General features: G+C 40.3%; 19 protein-coding genes and 3 pseudogenes. 7 read left to right on the top strand and 15 right to left on the bottom strand.

Annotated features, from left to right (window positions below; genetic code table 11):
• Positions 1-22 precede the first annotated feature (22 nt).
• Complete coding sequence (locus MHB41_RS03440; protein WP_034282772.1) at positions 23-502, bottom strand: YbaK/EbsC family protein; 480 nt, start codon at positions 500-502, stop codon at positions 23-25.
• A 145-nt stretch (positions 503-647) separates the two neighbouring features.
• Between MHB41_RS03440 and MHB41_RS03435 the strand changes: the two genes are divergently transcribed.
• A complete protein-coding gene (locus tag MHB41_RS03435) occupies positions 648-1,847 on the top strand; it encodes an MFS transporter (protein ID WP_340899187.1) in 1,200 nt (399 codons plus the stop codon).
• Between the two features lie 17 nt (positions 1,848-1,864).
• On the opposite strand, the gene MHB41_RS03430 is transcribed toward MHB41_RS03435, so the two are convergent.
• On the bottom strand, positions 1,865-2,596 hold the full coding sequence (locus MHB41_RS03430) for a MurR/RpiR family transcriptional regulator (RefSeq protein ID WP_034282778.1): 732 nt from the start codon (positions 2,594-2,596) through the stop codon (positions 1,865-1,867).
• A gap of 197 nt (positions 2,597-2,793) precedes the next feature.
• Between MHB41_RS03430 and MHB41_RS03425 the strand changes: the two genes are divergently transcribed.
• On the top strand, positions 2,794-4,122 hold the full coding sequence (locus tag MHB41_RS03425; RefSeq protein WP_024424565.1) for a 6-phospho-beta-glucosidase: 1,329 nt from the start codon (positions 2,794-2,796) through the stop codon (positions 4,120-4,122).
• 34 nt (positions 4,123-4,156) lie between these two features.
• Here MHB41_RS03425 and MHB41_RS03420 read toward each other — a convergent pair whose 3' ends face one another.
• On the bottom strand, positions 4,157-4,804 hold the full coding sequence (locus MHB41_RS03420; RefSeq protein WP_340899188.1) for a DUF3885 domain-containing protein: 648 nt from the start codon (positions 4,802-4,804) through the stop codon (positions 4,157-4,159).
• A 113-nt stretch (positions 4,805-4,917) separates the two neighbouring features.
• Here MHB41_RS03420 and MHB41_RS03415 point away from each other — a divergent pair, with 113 nt between their 5' ends.
• Positions 4,918-5,118 (top strand): hypothetical protein, encoded by a 201-nt coding sequence (locus MHB41_RS03415; protein WP_340899189.1) that lies wholly within the window; start codon positions 4,918-4,920, stop codon positions 5,116-5,118.
• A 10-nt stretch (positions 5,119-5,128) separates the two neighbouring features.
• Here the strand turns inward: MHB41_RS03415 and MHB41_RS03410 are convergent, their stop codons facing one another.
• Positions 5,129-6,040 carry an NAD(P)/FAD-dependent oxidoreductase gene (locus MHB41_RS03410; protein WP_098676678.1) on the bottom strand — a complete coding sequence of 304 codons (912 nt, stop codon included), beginning with the start codon at positions 6,038-6,040 and terminating at the stop codon, positions 5,129-5,131.
• A 65-nt stretch (positions 6,041-6,105) separates the two neighbouring features.
• The gene (locus MHB41_RS03405) at positions 6,106-6,543 is read right to left on the bottom strand and encodes an Rrf2 family transcriptional regulator (RefSeq protein ID WP_340899192.1); all 438 of its coding nucleotides are present in this window, start codon (positions 6,541-6,543) and stop codon (positions 6,106-6,108) included.
• 184 nt (positions 6,544-6,727) lie between these two features.
• Here MHB41_RS03405 and MHB41_RS03400 point away from each other — a divergent pair, with 184 nt between their 5' ends.
• Positions 6,728-7,099: a hypothetical protein gene (locus tag MHB41_RS03400; protein ID WP_046314086.1), complete on the top strand. Its 372-nt coding sequence runs from the start codon at positions 6,728-6,730 to the stop codon at positions 7,097-7,099.
• A gap of 113 nt (positions 7,100-7,212) precedes the next feature.
• Here MHB41_RS03400 and MHB41_RS03395 read toward each other — a convergent pair whose 3' ends face one another.
• Positions 7,213-8,538 (bottom strand): 6-phospho-alpha-glucosidase, encoded by a 1,326-nt coding sequence (locus tag MHB41_RS03395; RefSeq protein WP_046314088.1) that lies wholly within the window; start codon positions 8,536-8,538, stop codon positions 7,213-7,215.
• 17 nt (positions 8,539-8,555) lie between these two features.
• Positions 8,556-10,145 carry an alpha-glucoside-specific PTS transporter subunit IIBC gene (locus MHB41_RS03390; RefSeq protein WP_340899197.1) on the bottom strand — a complete coding sequence of 530 codons (1,590 nt, stop codon included), beginning with the start codon at positions 10,143-10,145 and terminating at the stop codon, positions 8,556-8,558.
• A 148-nt stretch (positions 10,146-10,293) separates the two neighbouring features.
• Here MHB41_RS03390 and MHB41_RS03385 point away from each other — a divergent pair, with 148 nt between their 5' ends.
• Positions 10,294-11,058 carry a MurR/RpiR family transcriptional regulator gene (locus MHB41_RS03385; RefSeq protein ID WP_081124069.1) on the top strand — a complete coding sequence of 255 codons (765 nt, stop codon included), beginning with the start codon at positions 10,294-10,296 and terminating at the stop codon, positions 11,056-11,058.
• A gap of 135 nt (positions 11,059-11,193) precedes the next feature.
• Here MHB41_RS03385 and MHB41_RS03380 read toward each other — a convergent pair.
• The 3 genes and pseudogenes from MHB41_RS03380 to MHB41_RS03370 form a co-directional block, all read right to left on the bottom strand.
• Positions 11,194-11,637: pseudogene (locus MHB41_RS03380) on the bottom strand (SMI1/KNR4 family protein); the annotation flags it as partial.
• 106 nt (positions 11,638-11,743) lie between these two features.
• On the bottom strand, positions 11,744-12,718 hold the full coding sequence (locus tag MHB41_RS03375; RefSeq protein WP_340899199.1) for a tRNA-dihydrouridine synthase: 975 nt from the start codon (positions 12,716-12,718) through the stop codon (positions 11,744-11,746).
• Between the two features lie 403 nt (positions 12,719-13,121).
• A complete protein-coding gene (locus tag MHB41_RS03370; RefSeq protein WP_340899202.1) occupies positions 13,122-14,249 on the bottom strand; it encodes a tetratricopeptide repeat protein in 1,128 nt (375 codons plus the stop codon).
• A 465-nt stretch (positions 14,250-14,714) separates the two neighbouring features.
• Between MHB41_RS03370 and MHB41_RS03365 the strand changes: the two genes are divergently transcribed.
• The gene (locus MHB41_RS03365) at positions 14,715-15,443 is read left to right on the top strand and encodes a hypothetical protein (RefSeq protein ID WP_340899204.1); all 729 of its coding nucleotides are present in this window, start codon (positions 14,715-14,717) and stop codon (positions 15,441-15,443) included.
• A gap of 195 nt (positions 15,444-15,638) precedes the next feature.
• On the opposite strand, the pseudogene MHB41_RS03360 reads toward MHB41_RS03365, so the two are convergent.
• The 4 genes and pseudogenes from MHB41_RS03360 to MHB41_RS03345 all read right to left on the bottom strand — a co-directional run.
• Positions 15,639-15,734: pseudogene (locus MHB41_RS03360) on the bottom strand (peptidase M15); the annotation flags it as partial.
• Positions 15,725-15,850, bottom strand: a pseudogene (locus MHB41_RS03355) (N-acetylmuramoyl-L-alanine amidase); the annotation flags it as partial. The pseudogenes MHB41_RS03360 and MHB41_RS03355, both read right to left, overlap by 10 nt.
• Positions 15,851-16,416: 566 nt before the next feature.
• On the bottom strand, positions 16,417-17,811 hold the full coding sequence (gene rlmD / locus MHB41_RS03350; protein WP_340899207.1) for a 23S rRNA (uracil(1939)-C(5))-methyltransferase RlmD: 1,395 nt from the start codon (positions 17,809-17,811) through the stop codon (positions 16,417-16,419).
• A gap of 61 nt (positions 17,812-17,872) precedes the next feature.
• A complete protein-coding gene (locus MHB41_RS03345) occupies positions 17,873-18,781 on the bottom strand; it encodes a diacylglycerol kinase (protein ID WP_024424554.1) in 909 nt (302 codons plus the stop codon).
• A gap of 181 nt (positions 18,782-18,962) precedes the next feature.
• Between MHB41_RS03345 and MHB41_RS03340 the strand changes: the two genes are divergently transcribed.
• The gene (locus MHB41_RS03340; RefSeq protein ID WP_144496724.1) at positions 18,963-19,916 is read left to right on the top strand and encodes a nucleoside hydrolase; all 954 of its coding nucleotides are present in this window, start codon (positions 18,963-18,965) and stop codon (positions 19,914-19,916) included.
• 31 nt (positions 19,917-19,947) lie between these two features.
• Here the strand turns inward: MHB41_RS03340 and MHB41_RS03335 are convergent, their stop codons facing one another.
• Positions 19,948-23,148 carry an efflux RND transporter permease subunit gene (locus MHB41_RS03335; RefSeq protein ID WP_061110520.1) on the bottom strand — a complete coding sequence of 1,067 codons (3,201 nt, stop codon included), beginning with the start codon at positions 23,146-23,148 and terminating at the stop codon, positions 19,948-19,950.
• Position 23,149: the final 1 nt, after the last annotated feature.

Here is a 23,149-nt window from a genome sequence, read left to right as displayed (position 1 = left end):
TTCTGAAACAGGCACTTTTTTTCTATTCGGCTGGCTGCACGATGTCAAACGGTACAGCTTTTGAGGCTTTCACTAATTGTTCTGGGGTGATGAGGATTTCATTTCCCCATTCGCCTGCTCCAACACCTAATATCTCCTCTTCTAATAACGAAGCCTCAATAATGGTGCGGAATCCTTCTGGCTGCCAGCAAAACGGCGGAATCGAGCCAATTCGATAGCCCGTCACTTCAAGAACCTTCTCCGGTGAAGCCATTTTAATATTACGGGAGCCGGCGGCTTTCTTTAGTTTCCCTGACTTAATATGCTGATCAGCGCCAACCATCACAAGCAGCTGCTCTCCTTCTCCTGTTTCAAAAATCAATGTTTTAATCATTTGTCTTTCACGAAAACCAAGAGCTGCCGCTACATTTGCTGCTCCCTTCTCTGTTTCGGCAGAAAATGTTTTGATCTCATATGGGATCTCGTGTTTGTCCAAAAAGTCATGAGCCGGTAATTTTTTCAATCGATTGAACCCCTTTCCTTACAATGTCCTTCATTTAGCTTATCACAATCTTCTCATCCTTAAGATGTATTTTTCAATGGAAAGCCTATGGACCCTTCATCACCATGCTATACTAAACTTGTTTTTGAAAAGGAGCCGGTTTGATATGGGAAACAAGTTTTGGTGTTATACAAGCAGTAAAAGCCTGCTCATGCTGAGTGATATTTTATTTGTGATGACGATCACGTTTGTCATTTATCAAGATACACAATCTGTTGCCTATGCGGCTGTATTTCCGCTGATCAGAACAATATGCCAGCTATTGGCTGGGCTCTTCTCTCCTGTTTTAACCGATTACTTTCAAGCTGGCCGCCTATTGAAATGGGTCCCGCTTTTACGTCTTGGGATGCTCATCGTGTTTACAGCCCAATTTCATTTCTTTCAGCAGCATATAATCTGGCTGTTTAGTGCGCTCATTTTGATTTCCCTCACAGGCGGGTTCATCAGTCCTTTAATGCAGGCCATCATGCCGATGCTTGTGCCAGCAAATCAGCTTGTGAAAGCAAACAGTACAGCCTCCATTTTTCATCAAATGATTCAAATCGCCGGCTATTCGTTCACTGGAATGCTCGTCCTATGGATCGGGCCATTTTATTTAATGTGGATCACTTGTGTCATGATTGTATTGTCTTATCTATTTTTCATTCCTGTCTTTCCTCTTCTCAAGCAAGAAGAGACGGTTCGAAAAGCAAATAAGATGAACAGCTTCAAAGATGGCTGGACGATCATTTGGAGAAATAAAACGGTGCGCACCCTGACCTTTATGGATGTTTGTGAAAATATTGCGGGTGCTGTGTGGATCGGAGCAATTACGCTTGCTTTTGTCACCCATGATTTAAAGCAAGGTGAGGAATGGTGGGGATTTATCAATGCCGCTTATTATACAGGTGCCATCATAGGCGGGCTCTTAGCTGCATGGATGAGTCAGTTTATCCAAAAACAGCTTCTCCTCTTTATGGCAGCTGGTTCATTCATTTATGCAGTGCTGACCATTGTCTATTCACTGAACAGCCTCCCGTGGCTTGCTTTGCTGCTTTGTATTTTGATGGGGCCTGCTTATCAAATCCGAGATGTTTCGCAGCAAACCATTCTTCAAACGGAAACGCCAGTACGTGATTTATCAAAGGTGTATTCGGCTCACTACGTCCTTTCTTCAGTATCGGTCGGTTTATCTATTTTTTTTGTTGGATTGATTGCAGATGTATACGGGGCGAGGTCTGTGTATTTGCTAGGCGGTCTGTTTGTGCTCGTCTGTTCCGGCATTGCCATCCTTGCTTTTATGAAGCAGAAAAAAGAGAGCAGCTGATGTATGCAGCGGCTCTTTTACTTTTCTTTTAACATCGCAAACATGTCACGGGCCATGGCTTCTAAAATATACACAACTGGCGTCTGTGTGGTGATATTGGCTCTGTGGACCCGTTCATCTGTGACGTAGTAGGCAATATTTAAATCTGAAATGCGCGAAATCGTGCAGTGCTGGTTATTCGTAATACTAATGATTGTGCTGCCTTCTCTTTTTAACTTCGAAATATGATCAATCGTAATACTGTTCTCCCCTGATACAGACAGCACAATGGTGACACTATTGTCTAAATACTGCATATTCATCGGGAAAAACGGATCGTTGATGTAAAATGAAAATTTCTCAAGACTTGAAAAGTACCTCGCTCCATACTGCGCCAAAATGCCAGAACTGCCAGTCCCAATAAACAGCACATTTTTTGCCTCAGCAATGAGCTTCGCTGCCTCCTTAATTTTCCCCTCAAAGTCCCCCTTTAATGTTCGTTCAATAAATTCATATAGAAAGTGCTGTGTGCTTTTTAAAGAAGGTGTCTGCTCTGATTCTAAATACATTTTGAGCTTCACTTTAAACTCTGAAAAGCCATCACAATTTACTTTTCGGCAAAAGCGAAGGACAGACGAGGTGGAAATATGTGCAGCATCTGCAAGGTCTCGAATTCTCATGTACACGACCTTTTCACTGTTTTCCATGATATATCGGTATAAAGCGCTTTCTAGTTCATTAAAGCTGGAAATGACCTCACTTGAAAACATCTGACTTCCCCTTTCTCCAACAACATGTCACAATGTGTTTCTTTTATGTAACAAATCTCTAAATAGGGCACCCTTGCCTAAAGACGCTGAAGTCATTTACGCACGCGATGCTCTCACGATAAGCTATTGATGTACACAATAAAAAAGACTTTTCTCTATTATAACATTGCGCGTTACATTATTCGGAGGTGCAGAGCATGGCAAAAGGATTAAAGGTTGTCACAATTGGCGGAGGATCAAGCTATACACCAGAGCTTGTAGAAGGATTTATTAAACGATACGATGAATTTCCGATTAGCGAACTTTGGCTCGTTGATATTGAAGCGGGAAAAGAAAAGCTTGAGATCGTCGGAAATCTTGCAAAACGCATGGTCAAAAAAGCAGGGCTTCCAATCGAGGTTCATTTAACATTAGATCGCAGGAAAGCACTTGTAGATGCTGATTTTGTCACAACACAATTCCGTGTCGGACTTCTTGAAGCACGTATGAAGGATGAACGCATTCCTTTAAAATATGATGTCATTGGTCAAGAAACAAATGGTCCAGGAGGTCTATTCAAAGGACTTCGCACCATTCCTGTCATTCTTGATATTGTCAAAGATATTGAAGAGCTTTGCCCGAATGCATGGCTTGTGAATTTCACAAATCCAGCTGGTATGGTTACTGAAGCCGTTCTTCGTTATTCAAACCATCGCAAAGTCGTTGGTTTATGTAACGTGCCGATCGGCATTCGCATGGGAATCGCCAAAGGGCTTGGTGTCGACGCAAGCAGAGTCGAAGTCAGCTTTGCTGGGTTAAACCATATGGTCTTTGGACTCAATGTATTCTTAGACGGCAAAAGCATCATGGATCAAGTCATTGAAGACATGGCTGATCCAAACTCCAGCATGTCAATGAACAACATTCAAGCGATTCCGTGGGATGCTGATTTCTTAAAAGGGCTTGGCGTCATTCCTTGTCCGTATCACCGCTACTACTACAAAACAAGTGATATGCTGGCTGAGGAAAAGAAAGCAGCAGCAAATGAAGGAACTCGTGCTGAGGTCGTTCGCGCATTAGAAAATGATTTGTTCGAGCTTTACAAAGACCCTGATCTCGACATCAAACCGCCACAGCTTGAAAAACGAGGCGGTGCCTACTACAGTGATGCGGCTTGTAACTTAATTGCATCCATTTATAACGACAAGCATGACATTCAGCCTGTAAACACCATTAATAATGGGGCTATTAGTGACATTCCAAATGATTCTGCGGTTGAACTCAACTGTGTTATCACAAAAGACGGTCCTAAACCAATTGCTGTTGGTGAAATGCCAGTCGCTGTCAAAGGACTCATTTCTCAAATTAAATCCTTTGAACGTGTAGCTGCTGAAGCAGCCGTGACAGGCGATTACAACACAGCTCTTGTCGCAATGACCATCAACCCGCTTGTCCCATCAGATGCCATTGCAAAAAGCATCCTAGATGAAATGCTAGAAGCACACAAAGAATATTTGCCGCAGTTCTTCAATAAAGTAGAAGCATAAAAAGAAGCCGCACTTGTCGAAAGTGCGGTTTTTCTTATTTCGCTGCAAACACGCGGTCCATCTGAGGGCGATCATAGTCTAATAGCCAGTGCTGTAAGCCTTCATAGACTGGTCTTAAACGCTCTGGATCTGCCGCAATGAGATCACAGCCTCGATCATCATATAAGTGAAAAATCATTTTTTTCGAGAGATTCATTAGGTAAATTTCATAACCATGCTTCCCCTTCAAGATTTGATTCGGTGCATAGAAGTCTTCCTGGCAGATCGCATGGAGAAGCGGACGCAATCGAATGTCTTGCAGCTGGCATTTGAGTGTAAATCTCTCTATTGTCAGTGAATCTTCTATTTCTGGACGTACATAGGTCAAAAGCTCATGACGCAATCGGTAACGCATTTTCCGATTGACATATTTTTGATAAACCAAGAGCTGACGCTTCGTTAATTCATGTTCATGTTCTGTATACACATCCGTTACAAGCAGCATCTCGTCTTCTGGATCAAAAGCATATTTCACAATCTCTAAAGCACGATCCCCCGCTTTTTCTAATACAATCGATTCTTTTCCTAATGACCAATCTGCCAATTCAAACCGAAGCCCAATAGGCCACTCATAAAAAAGCGGCGGCGTGAGGATAAGATCAGGAAAATGATTTTTTAAAAATCTATTGGTTTGATCACTCATTTGCTTTCCTTTCACTCGTTTTATTTTTCATTTTACCGTTGAAACATATAGGAAAACAATTGGAAATGAACTGTCATTTCTTATATGATAGAAAGAGATGGAGGTGTGGCCAATTGAAAAAATGGTTTTTACAAGTGTTCCTTACAGCACTAATCACCATGTGGATACAGGCTGGACTTGATCAAGCGAACATCATTCAGATCACCAATGTATGGGTCGATGTCAGCAGCTGGATCCTGATCTTCTCTGTCATCTACGCACTTTTTGAATGGACAGCTCACGTCTTAGCAAAACGAAAAACCGCTCTCCGCTGAACATCTCTTTTCATAGAGATGTTTTTTCTTGAAATTCTTCTTGCACAAGTTCATGAATGACGCCCATTCCTGCCTGGCTTCCGGCTGCTGCTGCGAGAACTAACTGAGCAGGACCGCCTAAATTATCACCACATGCAAAGACACCACTGACGGTTGTACGTCCAAGAATATCTGTTTCAATACCCGCATTCTTCGTCATTTGACAGCCAAGCTTTTCGGCAAATGGGGCTGACTGCTTGAATTCACTTGCGACAAAACCGCCTTCCCTATTCACTATCTCCCCATTCGCAAGCTGTAGAGAGCGCAGCTGCCCATTGTCATGATCAATCGACACAATTGGCACATCAATGACTTGAATAGAATGTGCCGTCAGAAGCGTCTTGTCTTCTTCAGCTAACATGTGCCCATTCGTAAACACGATCAAATCCTTTGTCCAATTGGAAAGAAGTTTAGCCATGTGCAAGGCTCGCTGATTCTCTGCAATGAGGGCAAGTGCTTTCTCCTTTAATTCCCATCCATCACAGAAAGGACAACTAAACAATGTTTTTCCGTACACATCATGAATTCCTTCGATCTCTGGCAGTATATCCTGCAATCCAGTTGCCAAAATGATTTTTTTCGCTTCGAATGCATCCCCCTCGTGTGTTAGTAACGTAAAGCTTTCCTCTTTCTTTTGTATATCAACAATTTGACTTCGTTTGATTTGGATATGAGGATATTTTTGAAGATCTGCCTCTCCGGCTTGTCTAATCTCAAATGGTGTCATTCCATCGTTTGTAATAAATCCATGTGATTCCTGCGTCACTCGATTTCTTGGCAGCTCATTATCAAATACAATGACCTGCTTTCTGCCTCTTCCTACAACAAGTGCTGCACTTAATCCGGCTGGCCCGCCTCCGATAATGGCACAATCTAATAACATATCAATCTCTCCTTTTTTATTAAAGATTTTAAAGACTCTTAATATCTATAATTAGTTCAAAAAAATCACACGTTTAAAAATGGATTTTTTTCTGTTTGCTCAAGTTGGTTCGCAATATCAATTAACCGATTTTGACTTAATGTCTCCTGCATTTTCGTTTCAACATCCTGCATAACTTGTTCAATCAAACAGCCATCATGAGGCATGAAGGAGTCATGCTCTAAAGAGCAGCGAAATAAATTCGTTTGCCCTTCTACAGCCTGAATGACATCTAAAAACGAAATGTCTTCCTTTCGTTTGATAAGGGTGTATCCTCCCTTTGCACCAGGTGTTGATTCAATCAGTCCCGCCTTCACAAGCTTTGTTAAAATTTTGGATAGATAGGTTGGTGAAAGGTCTTGCATCTTAGCAAGAGGCTCAACGCCAATCGCTTTACCCTTTGGCGCAAGAGTTAAAAACACCATCGTATGCAGCGCATAGTTGGTTGCTTTAGAATATTTCATGAGGAAACTCCTTTCTATCTATTATAGACCTTTTATATCTGTAATTGATCATAGATGATTCAAGAGAAAAAAGCAAGAGTTGTGAATCTGCTCCACTTTTCATTCCACATTTCACATTTCCTTCCGATAATAGAAGTAAGCACGAAATAAAGTTTTGATTGAGAACGAGAAGGAGTGAAGAAAAATGTCAGATCAGCAGCACAATGCAGCACACGAAGAAGAAGAGGAATTTAACGTATACGACATGCTTCCGCCGGCAGGTACAATCATCGGAGAAGCAACAGAAGAAGAAATGGAAGCCGCAGCAGCACTTGAAGTGAGACACGTCGCGTTCATGCGCCTTCAAGATATGTTCATTCAATTTGATGGCTCGTCTTACAAAGACTTATTAAAAGACTTCCAAGAATTCGAATTGGATTCCACAAAATTCTGGAGAGCCATTGCTAGACGACTTCAAATCCCATACGAATGGCCAATCCGAATCGACCACGCTAACGGCCCTATTTATATTGGTGAAACAGAGGATAGCCGTGAGGTTGAGGAGAGCGCAGAGTAAGGAATGGCGGCCCCCTTTTGGTAAGGGAGCTTTTTGTCTCCATTACAATACATCGGTTGAAAAAACAAATAAGCAATATGAGCGCTGTCACGCCCATATTGCTTATTCTCGTGTTATGTTAACTCTGGCCAAAATGCTTGATTTGCCACAATTAAGTCGTCTAAAATATCTTTTGCTACTTTAGCACTTGGCACCGTTTTCGATAATGTGATGGCCTGCCATAGTTTTTGATAGGATCCTTCTTCAAATGCTTCTACTACTAATTTTTCTACGCCCACTTGCTGCTCCATGAGACTTTTTTGAAATCTAGGAATCTCTCCAACTACTAATTTTTCTGGACCGCTGCTGCCAACGATACAAGGAATTTCAACCATGGCTGTTGGATCAAAGTTCCTAATAGCGCCATTGTTCTCTACGATCATCAGCATCCGTTCTTTTTTATTAAAAGCAATAGCTCTTGCTAAATCAACAATATAAGAAGCGTGCTCATCAATGGTCAGCTTTGTTTCCTTTGCAGTTCCTTTATCAATGATGGCCTGACATTCACTAAAAACAAAAGCTTCCCGCCCCTCCATCACTTCATTGGCACGCGTGAACTCAATATTTGAATGTGCCACTTCTTCATCTGGAAATAGATAGTATTTCAAATACGTATTCGGTACCGTTTTTGGATCAAGTGCTTGAATATCTTTGGCCTTTTTTAATGTGCTGTTCCAGCTCTTCTGCTGTTCTAGCTCAGATGTTCCATCTGTTGCATAACCATGCTGGCTTACATGCTTAATTACCTCAGGCATTAAGCTATTTCCAGCTTTATCTCGAATATCTGTCCACCAGCCAAAATGATTTAAACCATAGTAATCGACTTCTAGTTCTTTCCGCGAAGATAAGCCTAAATTTTTTGCAATTAATTCTTCGATACCAATTGGCATATCACATATGTTTAAAATCTTGGCATTCGGCCTTAGCTTACGTGTTGCCTCTGCTACTATCGCTGCAGGGTTCGAATAGTTTAACATCCAAGCTTCAGGTGAGTATTTTTCCATATAATCGACAAGTTCTAATACACCTGGAATGGACCGCATCCCGTAAGCTATTCCGCCTGGACCGCATGTTTCCTGTCCGACAACTCCATGCTTCAATGGAATTTTCTCATCTAATTCACGCATTGCATATTTGCCGACACGAATATGTGCCATCACAAAATCGACTTGAGTAAAGGCTTCTTCTGGGTCCGTGCTTGCTAGTAATCGCACTTCTGGTGCTCGTTCTTTTAACATAATCTCACATGCATCTGCAATCGTCTTTTGTCTAGCTTCATCATTATCATAGAGCTTAATTGTATGAATTGGGAACTCCTCTAGATAGTCTAACAGCATCAAAATGATTCCCGGTGTAAATGTACTTCCGCCTCCAGCGATGGTAATATTAAATTTTTTCATCATATCCAGCTCCTTTTTCAATCTAATGAAAGTTTTGTCTCAAAGGACTCTCTTACTTGCGGTACACTTAAGCCAACAATGATTTGAATGCTTTGACCACCCTTCGCCATGCCGTGGGCCAGTTTATTTTTTGTAAAGTAGTCCCTATCTTTCACCAAGCTAGGGTCAATCACTGTAATACGCAGACGTGTGGCACAGTTTGTCACATCTTTAATGTTTTCTTTACCGCCAAGGCCTTCTAAGAAATAAACGGCTTTCTCTTCATACTCAGACGCATAAACGGGCGCTTCCTTTCGGTCATGACCTTTTTTATGAGCATTCTCATAATCCTGTTTTGTATATAGCCTCGTCTCCTCCTCATGTTTTCGTCCTGGTAATGGAATATCAAATTTCACAATCATCCATCTAAAGATGACAAAATACACTGCTGTAAAGAGAAGTCCAATCACCGCTTGGATCAGATAAGTCCCTCCATGATTTGAAGAGAGCGGAATCCAGTTCAATGCAGCTATTTCAATAAGCCCGGAACCCATCATTCCAACAACACCAAACATATTCATGATTGTCACCATGGTCGCTCCAAGAAGTGCATGTATCACAAATAAATAAGGCGCGAGAAATAGGAATGTAAATTCAAGCGGTTCTGTAATTCCGGCAAATATGGCTGTTAATGTGGCCGGTAATACCAATGCCAAAACCTTTTTTCTGTTTTCTTTCGGTGTAGAAAAATACATGGCTAAAGCTATCCCTAAACAGCCGAACATCTTAATATTCCCATGCAATAAAAATCCGTATGGATAAAGATCCTTCAAATCGGAAGTGGAGGACGCAAATTCATTTAAGTGAGCAATCCAATATGGTTTTAACCCCCCATTTACAGCCGCTGGACCAAACTCAAAAGGTGTATAAATAAAATGGTGAAGTCCTGTTGGAATTAACACCCTTTCCAAGAAATGAAACAGCCAGACACCAATATAACCAGACTGTGCCATGAACCCTTGGAGGGATTGAATCCCCTGCTGAACATAGGGCCATACAAAAGCCACGATAAAAGCAATAGGAATCATCACAAAGAATCCGATGATGACAACAAATACAAGCCCCTGGAAAATCCCAAGCATCTCAGGCAGCTTTTGATCATAAAAACGATTATGGATCCAAATGACAATTCCAGATATCATCACCGCACCAATGATACTTGTATCCAGTGTAGGTATACCTGCAATTTCTTTTACACCCGCTACGTTCTCGACACCTTGCGATAAATCAACACCAAAAGTAGACGGCCAAAGTGTCAAAATAGCATGAATATAATTGTTAAATACGAGATAAATCATTAAAGCTGCGAGTGTCGCACGTGCTTGCGCTTTTTTCGCAAGTGAGATGGGCAATCCAATCACAAAAGCTAGTTCCATATGATTGAAAATCGTCCATCCCCCGCTTTCAATCAGTGACCAAACCTTGTACCACATCGTACCTTCTACAGCCATTTCCCCCATAATCGCTGAATTCTTACATAAAGTCGCGAGGCCGACAACAATACCAAAAAACGCGAATAAAAGTACAGGAACAACCATAGCACTGCCAAACCGCTTGATTGCATTCATAAGCATACCCCCTTTGCTTGATCCATAACATCACTGTAAAGGGAGCGCTTACAAAAACCAATAGGTTTGACGTATTTAGAAATCAAGTTGTAACATTAGATTATATATTCACAGGAAGAAAATATTTTCATGTTGGAGGGCACATCGCATGATACTGGACAAGCTGGTTAATAAACACTTCGAAGATTTAAATAAGAATGACCTGCATATTATTAAAACGATCCATGATCATCTTGAAGAAATGAAGACAATGAAAATTCAGGACCTTGCCCGTTATGCTCATACTTCCATCTCATCCATCCACCGCCTTGCCAAGAAAATAGGGTTCGACGGCTACAGCGACTTAAAGTCTTATGTGAAATTAAATGCTTTCACTGAAGAGACCACACAAGATTTAATGGAGCTGCTTGATCAAGACATCCGGCAGACAAGGAAATATATGGAGCAGCTCGACTTTCATCAATTAAATCAACTGATAGATCGTGCACCGTATATTTATATTTATGGGACAGGAACAGCACAGCTCGATTTGGCCAATGATGTACAGCGGCAGCTATGGTCACTGCATAAAAAATCTCAAGTATTACGAAGCAAGCGGGACTTAACAGATGGAATCATTGAATTTGGTGAGGATGACCTTTTATTTATCATTTCTTTATCGGGTGAATCGAAAAATTTAGATGAAATCATTCAATTGGTGAAAACGAGACATATCAAATTTATCAGCATGACCACATTAAGAAATAACCTTCTTGCACAAAATGCCATGTTTAACATCTATGTAAGCAGCACCCCGTTTCTCTTATATAACAAAGTAGACAACTCCAGCTTTCTGCCATTTTACATTGTGGCAGATATTATCGTCAGAAAATTTAGTGAGTGGAAAGTGAACCAATTGAATAATAGGACTTAAACATAACAGATACAGTTTTGGAGAGAGATTCAATGTTGCTTCGCAAAAAAAAGAGAGACTCTTTTGTCTCTCTCAAAAAATACTGTATAACAACGGTTTTAATGAAATATATCTATTTGCGGCTGCCTTTTCCTATTCAGCGGTATAATGCCCAGCAAGCAGTTCATCAAACGAATCCGCTAATTTGAAATCCGTCTCATCTTCTAGATCAAAGTAGTGAATCGGCGGATGCTCCTTTGTTTCTCTATAATCCAATGCAATCCACGTATGACCATCCCCACAAATGAGCACAAGTCCCTCAGGCAATTCCCATTCTTCTATTAAATAATCACTATCCATAATGCCTTCATTCTTGGCAATTCCTCTTAAATGATCAAATGACACATGATCCTCTGCCCATCCATTCGGCTGATCCGTTGGAAAAGCATTATGCAGGGTATACCCGCCATTTTGTTCGAGGATCAGTTGCTTATATGTATCAGGCAGGATGACGCCTAGCTTCTTTTCCGCTTTTGCAATGCCTTTCTCATTGATTTTCTTAAATGTTTCTTCACTTTCTCTATCCCAAAATGGTTTCAAATAAAATACCTCCAATTGTTATTTCTATCTCATTTTACCATTTAAGAGAACTAGTTTAATAGTCCTATTTAATAAAAAAGAGAAGGGTTCCCCCTCCTCTTGTTGGTCATGATTGGTCTTGATTTCTCGCTTCAAATTCATCCAGCATTGCACGCACTTCATCTGTTGATGATGTGTTCATTAATTGATTTCTCAAGAAACTCGCTCCTCTGAATCCTTTTACATAAATCTTAAAGAAACGGTGCAGTGCCTTGAATGGACGCAGACCTAATGATGAGTATTGATCATGAAGATCAAGATGTAACCTTAAAAGACCAAGCAGTTCATCACTTGTATGCTCCTTCGGCTCTTTTTCAAAAGCAAATGGGTTATGGAAAATCCCGCGCCCAATCATCACGCCGTCTATTCCATACTGCTTAGCGAGCTTTAAGCCTGTTTGACGATCTGGAATATCACCATTGATTGTCAAAAGAGTATCAGGTGCTATTTCATCACGAAGTTTTTTGATCTCAGGAATGAGCTCCCAATGCGCATCCACCTGGCTCATTTCCTTTCTTGTGCGAAGATGGATTGATAAATTCACAATATCTTGCTCCAAAATATGTCTAAGCCACCCGCGCCATTCATCGACTTCAGTAAAACCAAGTCTTGTTTTGACGCTGACTGGTAATCCCCCAGCTTTTGCTGCTTGAATCAGCTCTGCGGCAACATCTGGACGAAGAATCAAGCCGCTGCCCTTCCCATTTTGTGTGACATTTGGGACAGGACAGCCCATATTAATATCAAGCCCCTGAAATCCTAATTCCGCCATTCCAATGCTCATTTGTCTAAAGTTTTCAGGCTTGTCTCCCCAAATATGAGCAACAATCGGCTGTTCATCCTCTGTAAACGTTAAACGCCCCTTCACACTTTGAATACCATCAGGGTGGCAATAACTCTCACTGTTCGTAAACTCTGTAAAAAACACATCCGGTCTCGCCGCCTCACTCACAACATGACGAAACACAACATCTGTCACTTCTTCCATTGGTGCTAATATAAAAAATGGCCGCGGTAAATCACGCCAGAAATTTTTACTCATCTTTCATCCAATTCCTCTCATGACATAGCACCTAAAGGGCATGTCCTTCTATAAAGTCTTTCAGCAATTTTTATCATTATATACTTTTGTAAGGATTCAACGCAAAAGGAGTATAAAATGAACAAAAAACTATCAACACTTTATAAAATATCAAAAATTTGAGGAGACGTAAACGCCGTTCAAAAGCTACTTCTGGGAAACGTGTCACGCGACGGGCAGCAGGAACAGCATCCGGCAAACTAATGAAAAGATATTCAAATAAAAAAGCCCTATGCAGGGGCTTTTTAAATTGTAATTGCCTTTTCTGTTACATGATAAGTGTTAGAAGTAATGATTTTATCAAGTGACCAACCGGCAGCGAATAACACAGAAAAAATTGTTAAACTGATAAATAACTTTTTCATCATAACGCCTCCGCCATTTTTAGTATTTGTTGTTGTGCTTTAATGGTCTTTTTTAGATATTCTCTATTCAATTCAAAATTCCCTTTTTGATAATGATAATCTGCGAGTTTTTCTGATAACTCCGCTACATCTTGCCACAAACTTTTGCTTTCTAAATAACTGAGGCTTTCATTTACCTCCGATTCATTATATTCTTCAAAAAGCGCATAAATGATTTTTAATTTAGCTATATATTCTTGATCGTCTGCAAAATTAGCTCTATTTAAGCCAATGGTGAAATATTGGTTTCCTCTATCTTTTTTATCTTGTTCGTAGAATACCCAGGACAACATATAAAGTGTTCTAATTCCCGAGATCGTTTCGGCATGTTCTTTTATTTGAATTGAATTTAGAAATTCATTTTCTGCGGTTTCAATTTCTCCGGCTCTTTTTTTCACTAAACCTAAATTATGATGTATTACACCAATAATCCGTTGGGCTGTTTCCTCATTAAGCTCTTGAGCCATGCTCAAGGCTTCCCTATAATAAGATTCTGCCTCATCTAAGCGGTATAAGTCGTACATATTCGCTCCAAATTTGATATTACAACCGACTACTTTTGCTTTGTAAAACTCGCTTGTTGAATACATTTCTTTTGCTTTTTCCAAATGGTTTAACGATACGAAATGTTGATCAATGCGATAATATGCATCAGCTAGTTTATAATGAAATTCCGCTCTTTCTATATCATCAGGTACATTCTTTAAATGTTCTTCAGCAATCTTATAAAAATTTATAGCAGCAACATAATTTTTGTGATGGAATTCGTGCATACCTCTAAAGAAGTTTGAATAGTAGTCAAGCGTTCCTTTGACATGAGGTTGTTTGTTCTCTATTTCTTTGAGTAAGTTGGGTAAAGTGGGGCGTTGTTGATTCATTTCAATAGGCTCAAGGCTCTCAAGCATGAGTCGATGCCTAAACTCCATTAATTGATAATAAAGTAGTAAATCTTGATCCTCTTCCATGTTCTCTATTTCTCTTTCAACCTGTTCTTTTAAAATCTCTGCATCCGGCACGTTGAATGTTCTTATAAATCTATACCAATCATTTATCAAGATACCAACTTGAGAAGAAAGAATTTTCCCCACTCCCGCTATCTACTTCCTTAATATCCCTTATAATGACACATATTATTATTTTTGGAATAACACCACACCGAAAAGAAACCGCAATAATAAAAAAGGACTCCCGAAAAGAAGACGAGTGATGAATAGGAATTTGCTAAAGATGAAAATATTTGAAGTCCAAATTTTTAATCCCGGTTATGCGGACAAACATAAATTGAGTGATGATTGTATGAATGTCTTGAATAAGAAAATTTATAGCTTCTTTACAAATCGAAAAACTATCAGAAGGGTCTTTATGATTAATTGACTTCAAATGACATAGAAATTTTTAACTATTTTATGATAAAAATGTTTGTTTTTGAATATTTTACATGTTAATGTTTGTAATAGGGAGGGTTGCTTATAGACTTATTGCATTCTGATTATAGATTTGATTGTGATGTAGGTATAAACTCTTGGAAAAAAATTATTAAGGGAGAGAGAAAAATGAAGAAATCGGTTCTTTTATTTGTGATTGTTTTTGCGACAATTGGATTATCTTTACCACAACAAGTATCTGCTCAAGAAACTCAAAACAATAGTCCTGAAGATCAGAGTGGTTTTACTAAGAAGCAACTAGATAAAGTGAAACAAAACATGCAGACTGAAGGAGTAGTATCTTTTGAGACTCAGGATAAGCTATTAAAGAAACTTGCTAGTGGGGAAGCTCTGGATTCTTTTGTTTTACCGGAAGAAAAAGCTATTGAAACTATTAAAAAAGAAACAGCTACTGGTTATGAAATAACTTACATTTTTTCTGATGGTTCCTATACTCAATCGGCTGTTGATGAACCTGGTTTTTCCACCCTAGCATATATCGGCATTGATGGAGGAAAGTGCCAAGGAGGGTCAGGTTACACTAACTGCTCAGGCAGGAATATTTATTACAACAATAGTGGTACATTTTCATTGAGTTTTAAAGCCAGCTATTCAATTATCAAAGGTGGGTTTGATTCAATCTCTAGTGCTGGAAAGTGGAACATTTGGACAGTAACAGGTAGTTACAGTAATCCAAAGATGAGAATTATCAGAAAGAAAGAAACTGATTTCAAAAAAGCAGAAGCTAGGCTTTCAGCTACATTGGTTATTGGTGGAGGAATAGGCAGTATAACACGAAGTGTTTCCCTCATCGTAGGTAAAGATAAAGCTAAAGCACAGGGTAACACTTACTACTAAGATTATGGGGGTATCGAATGGCAGTCGGAGATATTGTGTTCCAAGCATTTGCTTATGGTATACCAACTTTAATTTTCATAGGGATTGCAATGTTTGCAATAAAAAAATATAAAAAAAGGTCAAGTTGACCAATGATAAAGAAAAAGACTGTCGATTTTTTCGACAGCATGCCCCCTCTAATTGAGGGGTTTTTCATTATTTCAACGCTTTTTCTAATACTGCTTTAGTCTTTGAACCATAGATGCCTTCAGCAGCAAGACCATGCATCAATTAAAATCATTTGACAATGGAATGCGGTGATCCATCATTAATTGGCGAATTAACCATTGAGCGTTCTCGACTGCCTTCTCAAAATCCCCGTCACTATTTGCACTAATTTCAATGCCGATCCAGTTCATATTGCCCGTGAGTGTGCCTCAATCCATGAGCCGTTATTCTTTTAGATTGATCTAGTTGATTCAATGCGTTTTCTGTGCAACGCGCATTCAGTCTATACACTTTATCAAACTGATCTTTAATTTTCCCATGCAAAGGAGTATTTGAGTTTGACAGGGAATATTGAGCTACTGAAAGATGATCAAAAAATAGCTATAGTGAGTACAAACACGCCCCAGCATTTAAAGTTGCTTTATATTACTTGATTAATAAACCCCCCCTTTTAATTTGCTTTTAAATGCCCCGCCATGCACGTTAACCAATCCAAAAAGAACTAGAACAGGTAGCGGCATAAAGTAGAGAAGCGTTACGTTCAGATCATATATTTCTTCTTATTCTAACTACAATGAATTTCCGCAAAAGATAATTCGAAAATATCTTTATTTTAACTTTTTTATATATAACCAATTATCCCTCTATCTAAATTTTTGGTTTTCATTTTTTGGAACATAAAGATGAATTCCAATTAAACATTGGATTATGTTCGAGCACCTCTATACAAAAAAGCTTGCAGACTTAATCTACAAGCTTAGGGTTCTTAATTTGTAAATGATTTATCTTTTCTAACTAGCAGTGAACAGCACTCCACATGACTCGTATGCGGAAACATATCCACAGGCTGCACTTCCTCTGTCACATACCCGCCATCTTCAAGAATGCGCAAATCACGAGCTAGCGTCCCAGGATTACAGGAAACATAAACAACTCGTTTTGGTTTCATCTTTAAAATGGTGTCAAGCAGTGCTTCGTCACAGCCTTTTCTTGGCGGATCAACGACTAATGTATCTGCTTTAATGCCTTCTTTGTACCAATTCGGAATAACCGCTTCTGCTTCACCGACTGCGAATTCAACATTGTTGATTCCGTTTAAGGCAGCATTGCGTTTTGCATCTTCAATTGCTTCTGGAACAATTTCAACCCCATATACTCTGCCTGCTTTTTGTGCGAGAAATAAGGAAATCGTACCGATTCCGCAGTAGGCATCGATGACGGTTTCTTCGCCTTGCAGCTCTGCATATTCAAGCGCTTTGTCGTAAAGCACCTTTGTTTGAGCTGGGTTCACTTGATAAAATGAGCGGGCCGAAATGGCAAATTTGATGTCGCCAATCGTGTCATAAATGTATTCTTCCCCCCATAAAACGGTTGTTTCGTCTCCGAAAATGACATTTGTTTTCTTTGAATTCACGTTTTGTACAATTGACCGAACATGTGGGAAGCGTGCTATAATCTGCTCAATCACCTGCTGCTTTTGCGGAAAATCAGCCGTTCTAGTCACAAACACAACCATCATTTCACCTGTTGCAATACCGTAGCGAACCATCACATGACGCAGCCAGCCTTTGTGCCGCTCTTCGTTATATGCTTTGATGCCAAACGCATTGCATATATCTTTTACTGCCTGTACCACTTCGTCGTTTTCTGACTGCTGAATCAAACATTTTTCCATATCAATGATTTCATGGGTACGCTGCTGATAAAATCCTGCAACAAGTCCGCCTTCGCGTTCACCAATTGGAACTTGTGCTTTGTTTCTGTAATTCCAAGGATCTTCCATGCCGAGTACAGGATGAACTTTTACACGGCTCATATCAAGCTTGCCGATCCGCTCTAAAACGTCCTTTACTTGTTTCTGTTTAAATAGCAGCTGGCCTTCATAACTCATATGCTGAATTTGACAGCCGCCGCACTGCTTGTAAATGGGACATGGCGCATCTTGCCTGTGCTGACTTTCCTTTGTCAGCTCCATGAGTCGTCCAAAAGCAAATCCTTTTTTGACTCGTGTAACTTTGATTTGCCCTTGTTCGTCAGGAAGGGCATTCGGTACAAAGACAGGGAATCCTTCAATTTTTGCTACACCTGCACCTTCATGCGTTAAGTCTTCGAAGGTTACATTGTAGTATTCATTCTTTTCAACAGGCGGTTTCATTTTCACCAATTTTATCACCTCATTTGCAAAGAAAAACTTGGCCGCCATAAGGAACCAAGTTCAGTCTTCACCCTATTTTTTCAGCTGTTGCTTTTGGCACAATAAATTCAATATGGCGATACAGGTTTTCAAATTCACCTGGCAGCATGCCGCCGTATTCACCATCTAAATTTAATTGCATTTTATCTTTTACATCTACCTTCACGCGATTCGCTTTTGCGTAGATGACATTGTTATCATGAATATGCTCGCCTCTGAGTGCAAGGCTGACCACTCGAATGGCTTCTGCTAGATTGACCTTCTTTAGAATGATCAGGTCAAACATCCCATCATCTAAAATGGAATCTGGCGCTAGTTTTTCAAAGCCGCCTACTGAGTTTGTGAGTGAAACAAGAAACAGCATGATTTCTCCATGAAACAATTTGCCGTCATATTCAATTTCGACTTCTGTCGGGCGGATAGAAGGAAGCATCTCCATGCCTTTTAAATAATAAGCAAGCTGTCCAAGCATGGTCTTCAGTTTACTAGGCACCTCATAGGTGAGCTCTGTTAACCGGCCGCCGCCAGCAATATTAATAAAATAATGGCCATTGACTTTACCGATATCAAGCGGCTTCGCTACACCCTCAATAATGGCATCTGTCGCTTTCAAAACACCTTCTCGTGGAATTCCAAGTGCTCTTGCGAAGTCATTTGTTGTTCCAACTGGAATAATTCCTAGTTTTGGTCTTTTTTCAAGCGGTGCTAGTCCGTTGACGACTTCATTGATCGTGCCGTCTCCACCTGCTGCTACAATTAAATCAAAATCTCTCTGTGCGGCTTTTTCTGCTGCTTGCGTGGCATCTCCTGCACATGTCGTCGCATGACAAGAAGTTTCATAGCCAGCTTGTTCAAATTTTTGCAAAACCTGCGGTAAATTCTTCTTGAAGAGTTCACGCCCAGATGTCGGATTGTATATAATTCGAGCACGTTTCATTCATCATCATCCTATATTCATTATGCAATCTATTTTCACCACTAACAACCTTTAATTATACTATGAGATTTGAAAATGGCAACAAAACAACCACCTAATATGTGAAATCTCCTACCACATTTCCCGCAGCAAGAAAGCATTCTGATAAGATAAAAGAAAACGCTGTAAAGGATGATATGCGATGAAAAAGCCTGTCTATTTTAATCATGACGGCGGTGTTGATGACCTCGTCTCTTTATTTCTTCTCCTTCAAATGGAACATCTGAAAGTCATCGGAGTGTCTGTGATTCCTGCTGATTGTTATTTAGAGCCTGCTCTCAGTGCATCTCAAAAAATCATTGATCGATTCAGCCCTTATGAAATGGAAGTCGCTGCTTCAACTTCTAGAGGCGTCAATCCATTTCCGAAGGAGTGGCGGATGCATGCTTTTTATGTAGATGCTCTGCCAATTTTAAATGAAAAAGGCACTGTTGATACAAAAGTGTCCAAGCTGCCAGCACACCTTCATCTGATTGAAACGGTTAAGAAGGCAAAAGAACCTGTCACCCTGCTCTTTACTGGTCCGCTCACAGATCTTGCACGCGCTTTAGAAGAAGATCCTTCGATCTCTAATAAAATTGAGAAATTGGTGTGGATGGGCGGCACGTTCCTTGAAAAAGGCAATGTTGAAGAACCCGAGCATGACGGGACAGCAGAATGGAATGCCTTTTGGGACCCTTATGCTGTGAGCACTGTCTTTCAGGAACCGTTCCCTATTGAAATGGTCGCACTTGAAAGTACAAATCAAGTCCCGCTTACACTTGATGTACGTCAGCGCTGGGCTTCTCTTCGTTCTCATATTGGAATAGATTTTATCGGTCAGTGCTACGCCTTTTGCCCGCCGCTCATTCATCATGAAACGAACTCGACGTATTACTTATGGGATGTGCTGACAACAATTACTCTTGCATCTACATCATTTACCCGTTCGAAAGAAGTTAATGCGATCGTTTATACCGAGACGCCAAAGCAAGGACGCACCGAAGAGCATCCAGATGGAAAATCAATTCAAGTGATTGACCATGTCGATCGTGATGCCTTTTTCCACGCATTTGAAGAGCTTATGAGAAAAGCTGTTTGTCAGATTTCAAAATAAAAAAAGCCCCGCCAATGAGCGGGGCTTCCTCTTATTCTTCTTCTGCGTACTTTTTCTTACGTCTAAACTTGCTTAACATTTCATACACGATTGGGACGATGACCAATGTGAGAAGTGTAGAACTTGTTAAACCGCCAATTACGGTTACGCCAAGTCCTTTTGATACGATCTGGCTTCCGCCTTCAAATCCTAATGCGAGTGGCAGCAGTGCACCGATCGTCGCAAGTGCCGTCATTAAGATTGGGCGTAATCTTGTTGTTCCAGCTTCAAGTAATGCTTCTCTTGTTGAGAGACCTTCTTTTTCTTTATGAATCACGCGGTCAATCAAGACAATGGCATTTGTTACAACGATACCGATCAGCATGAGCAATCCAATCATGGCATTTAAGCTGATGGTTTCTTTTGCTATAAACAATCCAAGCAGTGCGCCAATAATCGTAAATGGCAGTGAGAAGAGAATCGCAAATGGTGCAAGTCCTCCGCCAAATGTGATGACGAGAACGAGATACACAATGGCAATCGCTGCAAGCATTGCAAGGCCAAGCTGTGTAAAGGATTCCTCAATATCCGCACTTACGCCGCCTGTGTCAATCGTTACGCCAGATTTTAGATCAAGCTTGTCGACTTTCTTCTGAACATCCTGCGTTACACTTGAGACGTCGTCTGTTGTCATGTCACCAGACACTTCTGCGTAGATTTTCCCATCACGTTTTGTCACCGTATTTGCTGTCGTACCATCTTTTACTTTGACGACATCACCAATACGGACTTCTTGCCCTGTTGGTGTGGTGATCTTTTTATTTTCTAAATCTTTTTTGCTCTTATATTCATCTTTTTCCGTTTGAAGCTTCACATCAAGTTCTTTGCCGTCCTCTGTGACTTTCGTCAGTGTTGTTTCACTATTTTGAGGTGCAATCGCTTGAGCGATTTGTGAAGCAGTTAGACCTAGTTTCGCTAGTTTTTCTTGATCTGCATTAAACGTATATTCGTCGTATTTCTCAGATAAGCTTGTGCTGACATTTTTCAGGTTTTTCTCATCTTTTAAGATGTTCTCAACATCTTTTACTGTGCCTTCAATATCACTTGCTTTATCCCCGTACACATAGTACGTCACCGTATTGCTTGCACCAGCAGATGAGAAGTCTTGTGATTTCCATTCCCCTTTAGATGCTTTATCTTGCAGAGCTTTGACCACGCGGTCTTTTTCTTTATCAAAGTTTGGCGTGTCATCATCATATTGTACGAAGAATAATGCACCGTTAGAGTTACCGCCAACACTTGCTGTCATGGCATTTGAAGAGCCTAGTGAATACTGAACTGTATTGACATGATCACGTTTCATCAAATAATCTTCAGCTTTTTTCGTTTCATCAATTGCTTGCTCTCTCGTTTGTCCAGGCTCTGGCGTGTATGTCACCATGGCCGTTTTCTCTGCTTCCTGTGGTAAGAAGCTGACACCGACAAGTGGTGCTAAGAATAAGCTTCCGACAAGCATAAGAATGGCAATTCCTGATGTGATCCATTTATGGTTGAGTGTCCAATTAAGTACACGTCTATAACCGCCAGCAAGTTTGCTTGGTTTATGTTCTTTTACTTTTTTCGCTGTGCCGTAGAGATTCTTTTTAAATAGACTGTGTGCCATCATTGGAACAATTGTAATGGCGACAAGCAGTGAAGCAAGTAACGCAAACACAATCGTTAGGGCAAATGGGATGAATAGTTCACCAATCATTCCACCTACTAATGCTAACGGTAAGAATACTGCAATTGTCACAATGGTCGAAGACATAATCGGGATAAACATTTCTTTTGTGGCTTCTCTGACGAGTGCCTTGCCTTTTAATGGTTCATCCTTTAATGCCATTCGTCGATAGATGTTTTCTATGACCACTATCGAGTCATCGACAACACGCCCAATGGCGACGGTCATGGCACCAAGTGTCATGATATTTAATGTAATATCCAGCTGATTTAATAATAAAACAGCAATCAACAGAGATAACGGAATGGAAATGACCGAAATTAATGTTGATTTGATATCTCGAAGGAACAACATAATGATAATGATCGCAAAGATTGCTCCGATGATCGCCTTGTTCAGCATTGTGCTGACAGACTCTTTAATCGGTCCTGCTTGATCATATGTGGTACTTACTTTGATGCCTTTGTTGTCTTTTTTAAATTTCTCAAGCTCTTTTGTCACTTCTTCTGCTACACTCACTGTGTTGGCATCAGAACCTTTAACAATTTGCAGACCGATACTGTCTTTTCCGTTTGTTCTAGAGATCGATTCTGCATCTTTTACGACTTTAATATCTGCTATCTCAGATAGCTTGATCGTCGGCAGCTCTACAGATTGACTGCTTGCTGCACCTGCTTGCTGCTGACTTGCACTTCCAGCCTGCTGCTCCGCACCTTGCGCACCTGGGTTTTCTGAGCCGTTAGAAGGTGCTCCAGCTCCAGCGCTTCCCGCACCGCCGCCTGCACTTGGTGTGACTGGAATACGCATGTTTTTCAAATCTTTGACGCTTAAAATATTGCCGTCCACGACAACTGATTTTTGTTTGTTGCCAAATGTGTATAGACCTAATGGTACATTCACATCAGAGCCTTTGATCATGTTTTGGACGGTATCTTCATCTAGACCGTATTCTTTCAATTTCTTTTGTTTAAACGAAAATTCTACTTCTTTGATTTGCTGTCCTGAAGTTTCGACAGAAGAGACACCGTCTAATCCTTGAAGTGAAGGAACGAGATCATTTTCTACTTTTTGTGTAAGGTCTTGTAATGATTCTTTATCACCAGAGACACTAAGAGCTAGGATTGGAATCGCATTAATACTAAAGCGTGCGATTTTAGGTTTTTCTGCATTTTCAGGGAAATCGATATTGCTAATCGCATCTTCAATTTCCTTTTTTGCTTCATCCATGTCTTTGTTGTAATCGTACTCGATTTGAATGGATGATGCATTTTCAAATGAATTAGAAGTGACCACGCTGACCCCATTGAGGTTTTGAATCGATTTTTCAATTGGATCTGTCACCTTATCTGATACTTCGTCCGGCGTTGCGCCAGGGTACGTTGTAGAAACCGTAATGACTGGCGTGTTGATATTAGGGATTGATTCTTGTTTCATATTCAATCCGGCATATAGACCAGCAACTGTTACGATAATCGTCATGAGCCATACAGCGAACTTATTCTTTAATACAAAATTGATGATCGAATTCATT

It is taken from the genome of Bacillus sp. FSL H7-0578 (assembly GCF_038630855.1).
Taxonomy (GTDB): domain Bacteria; phylum Bacillota; class Bacilli; order Bacillales; family Bacillaceae; genus Bacillus; species Bacillus safensis.
Note: the sequence above shows the minus strand (reverse complement) of the source record. Positions and strands in the feature narration are given on the sequence as shown.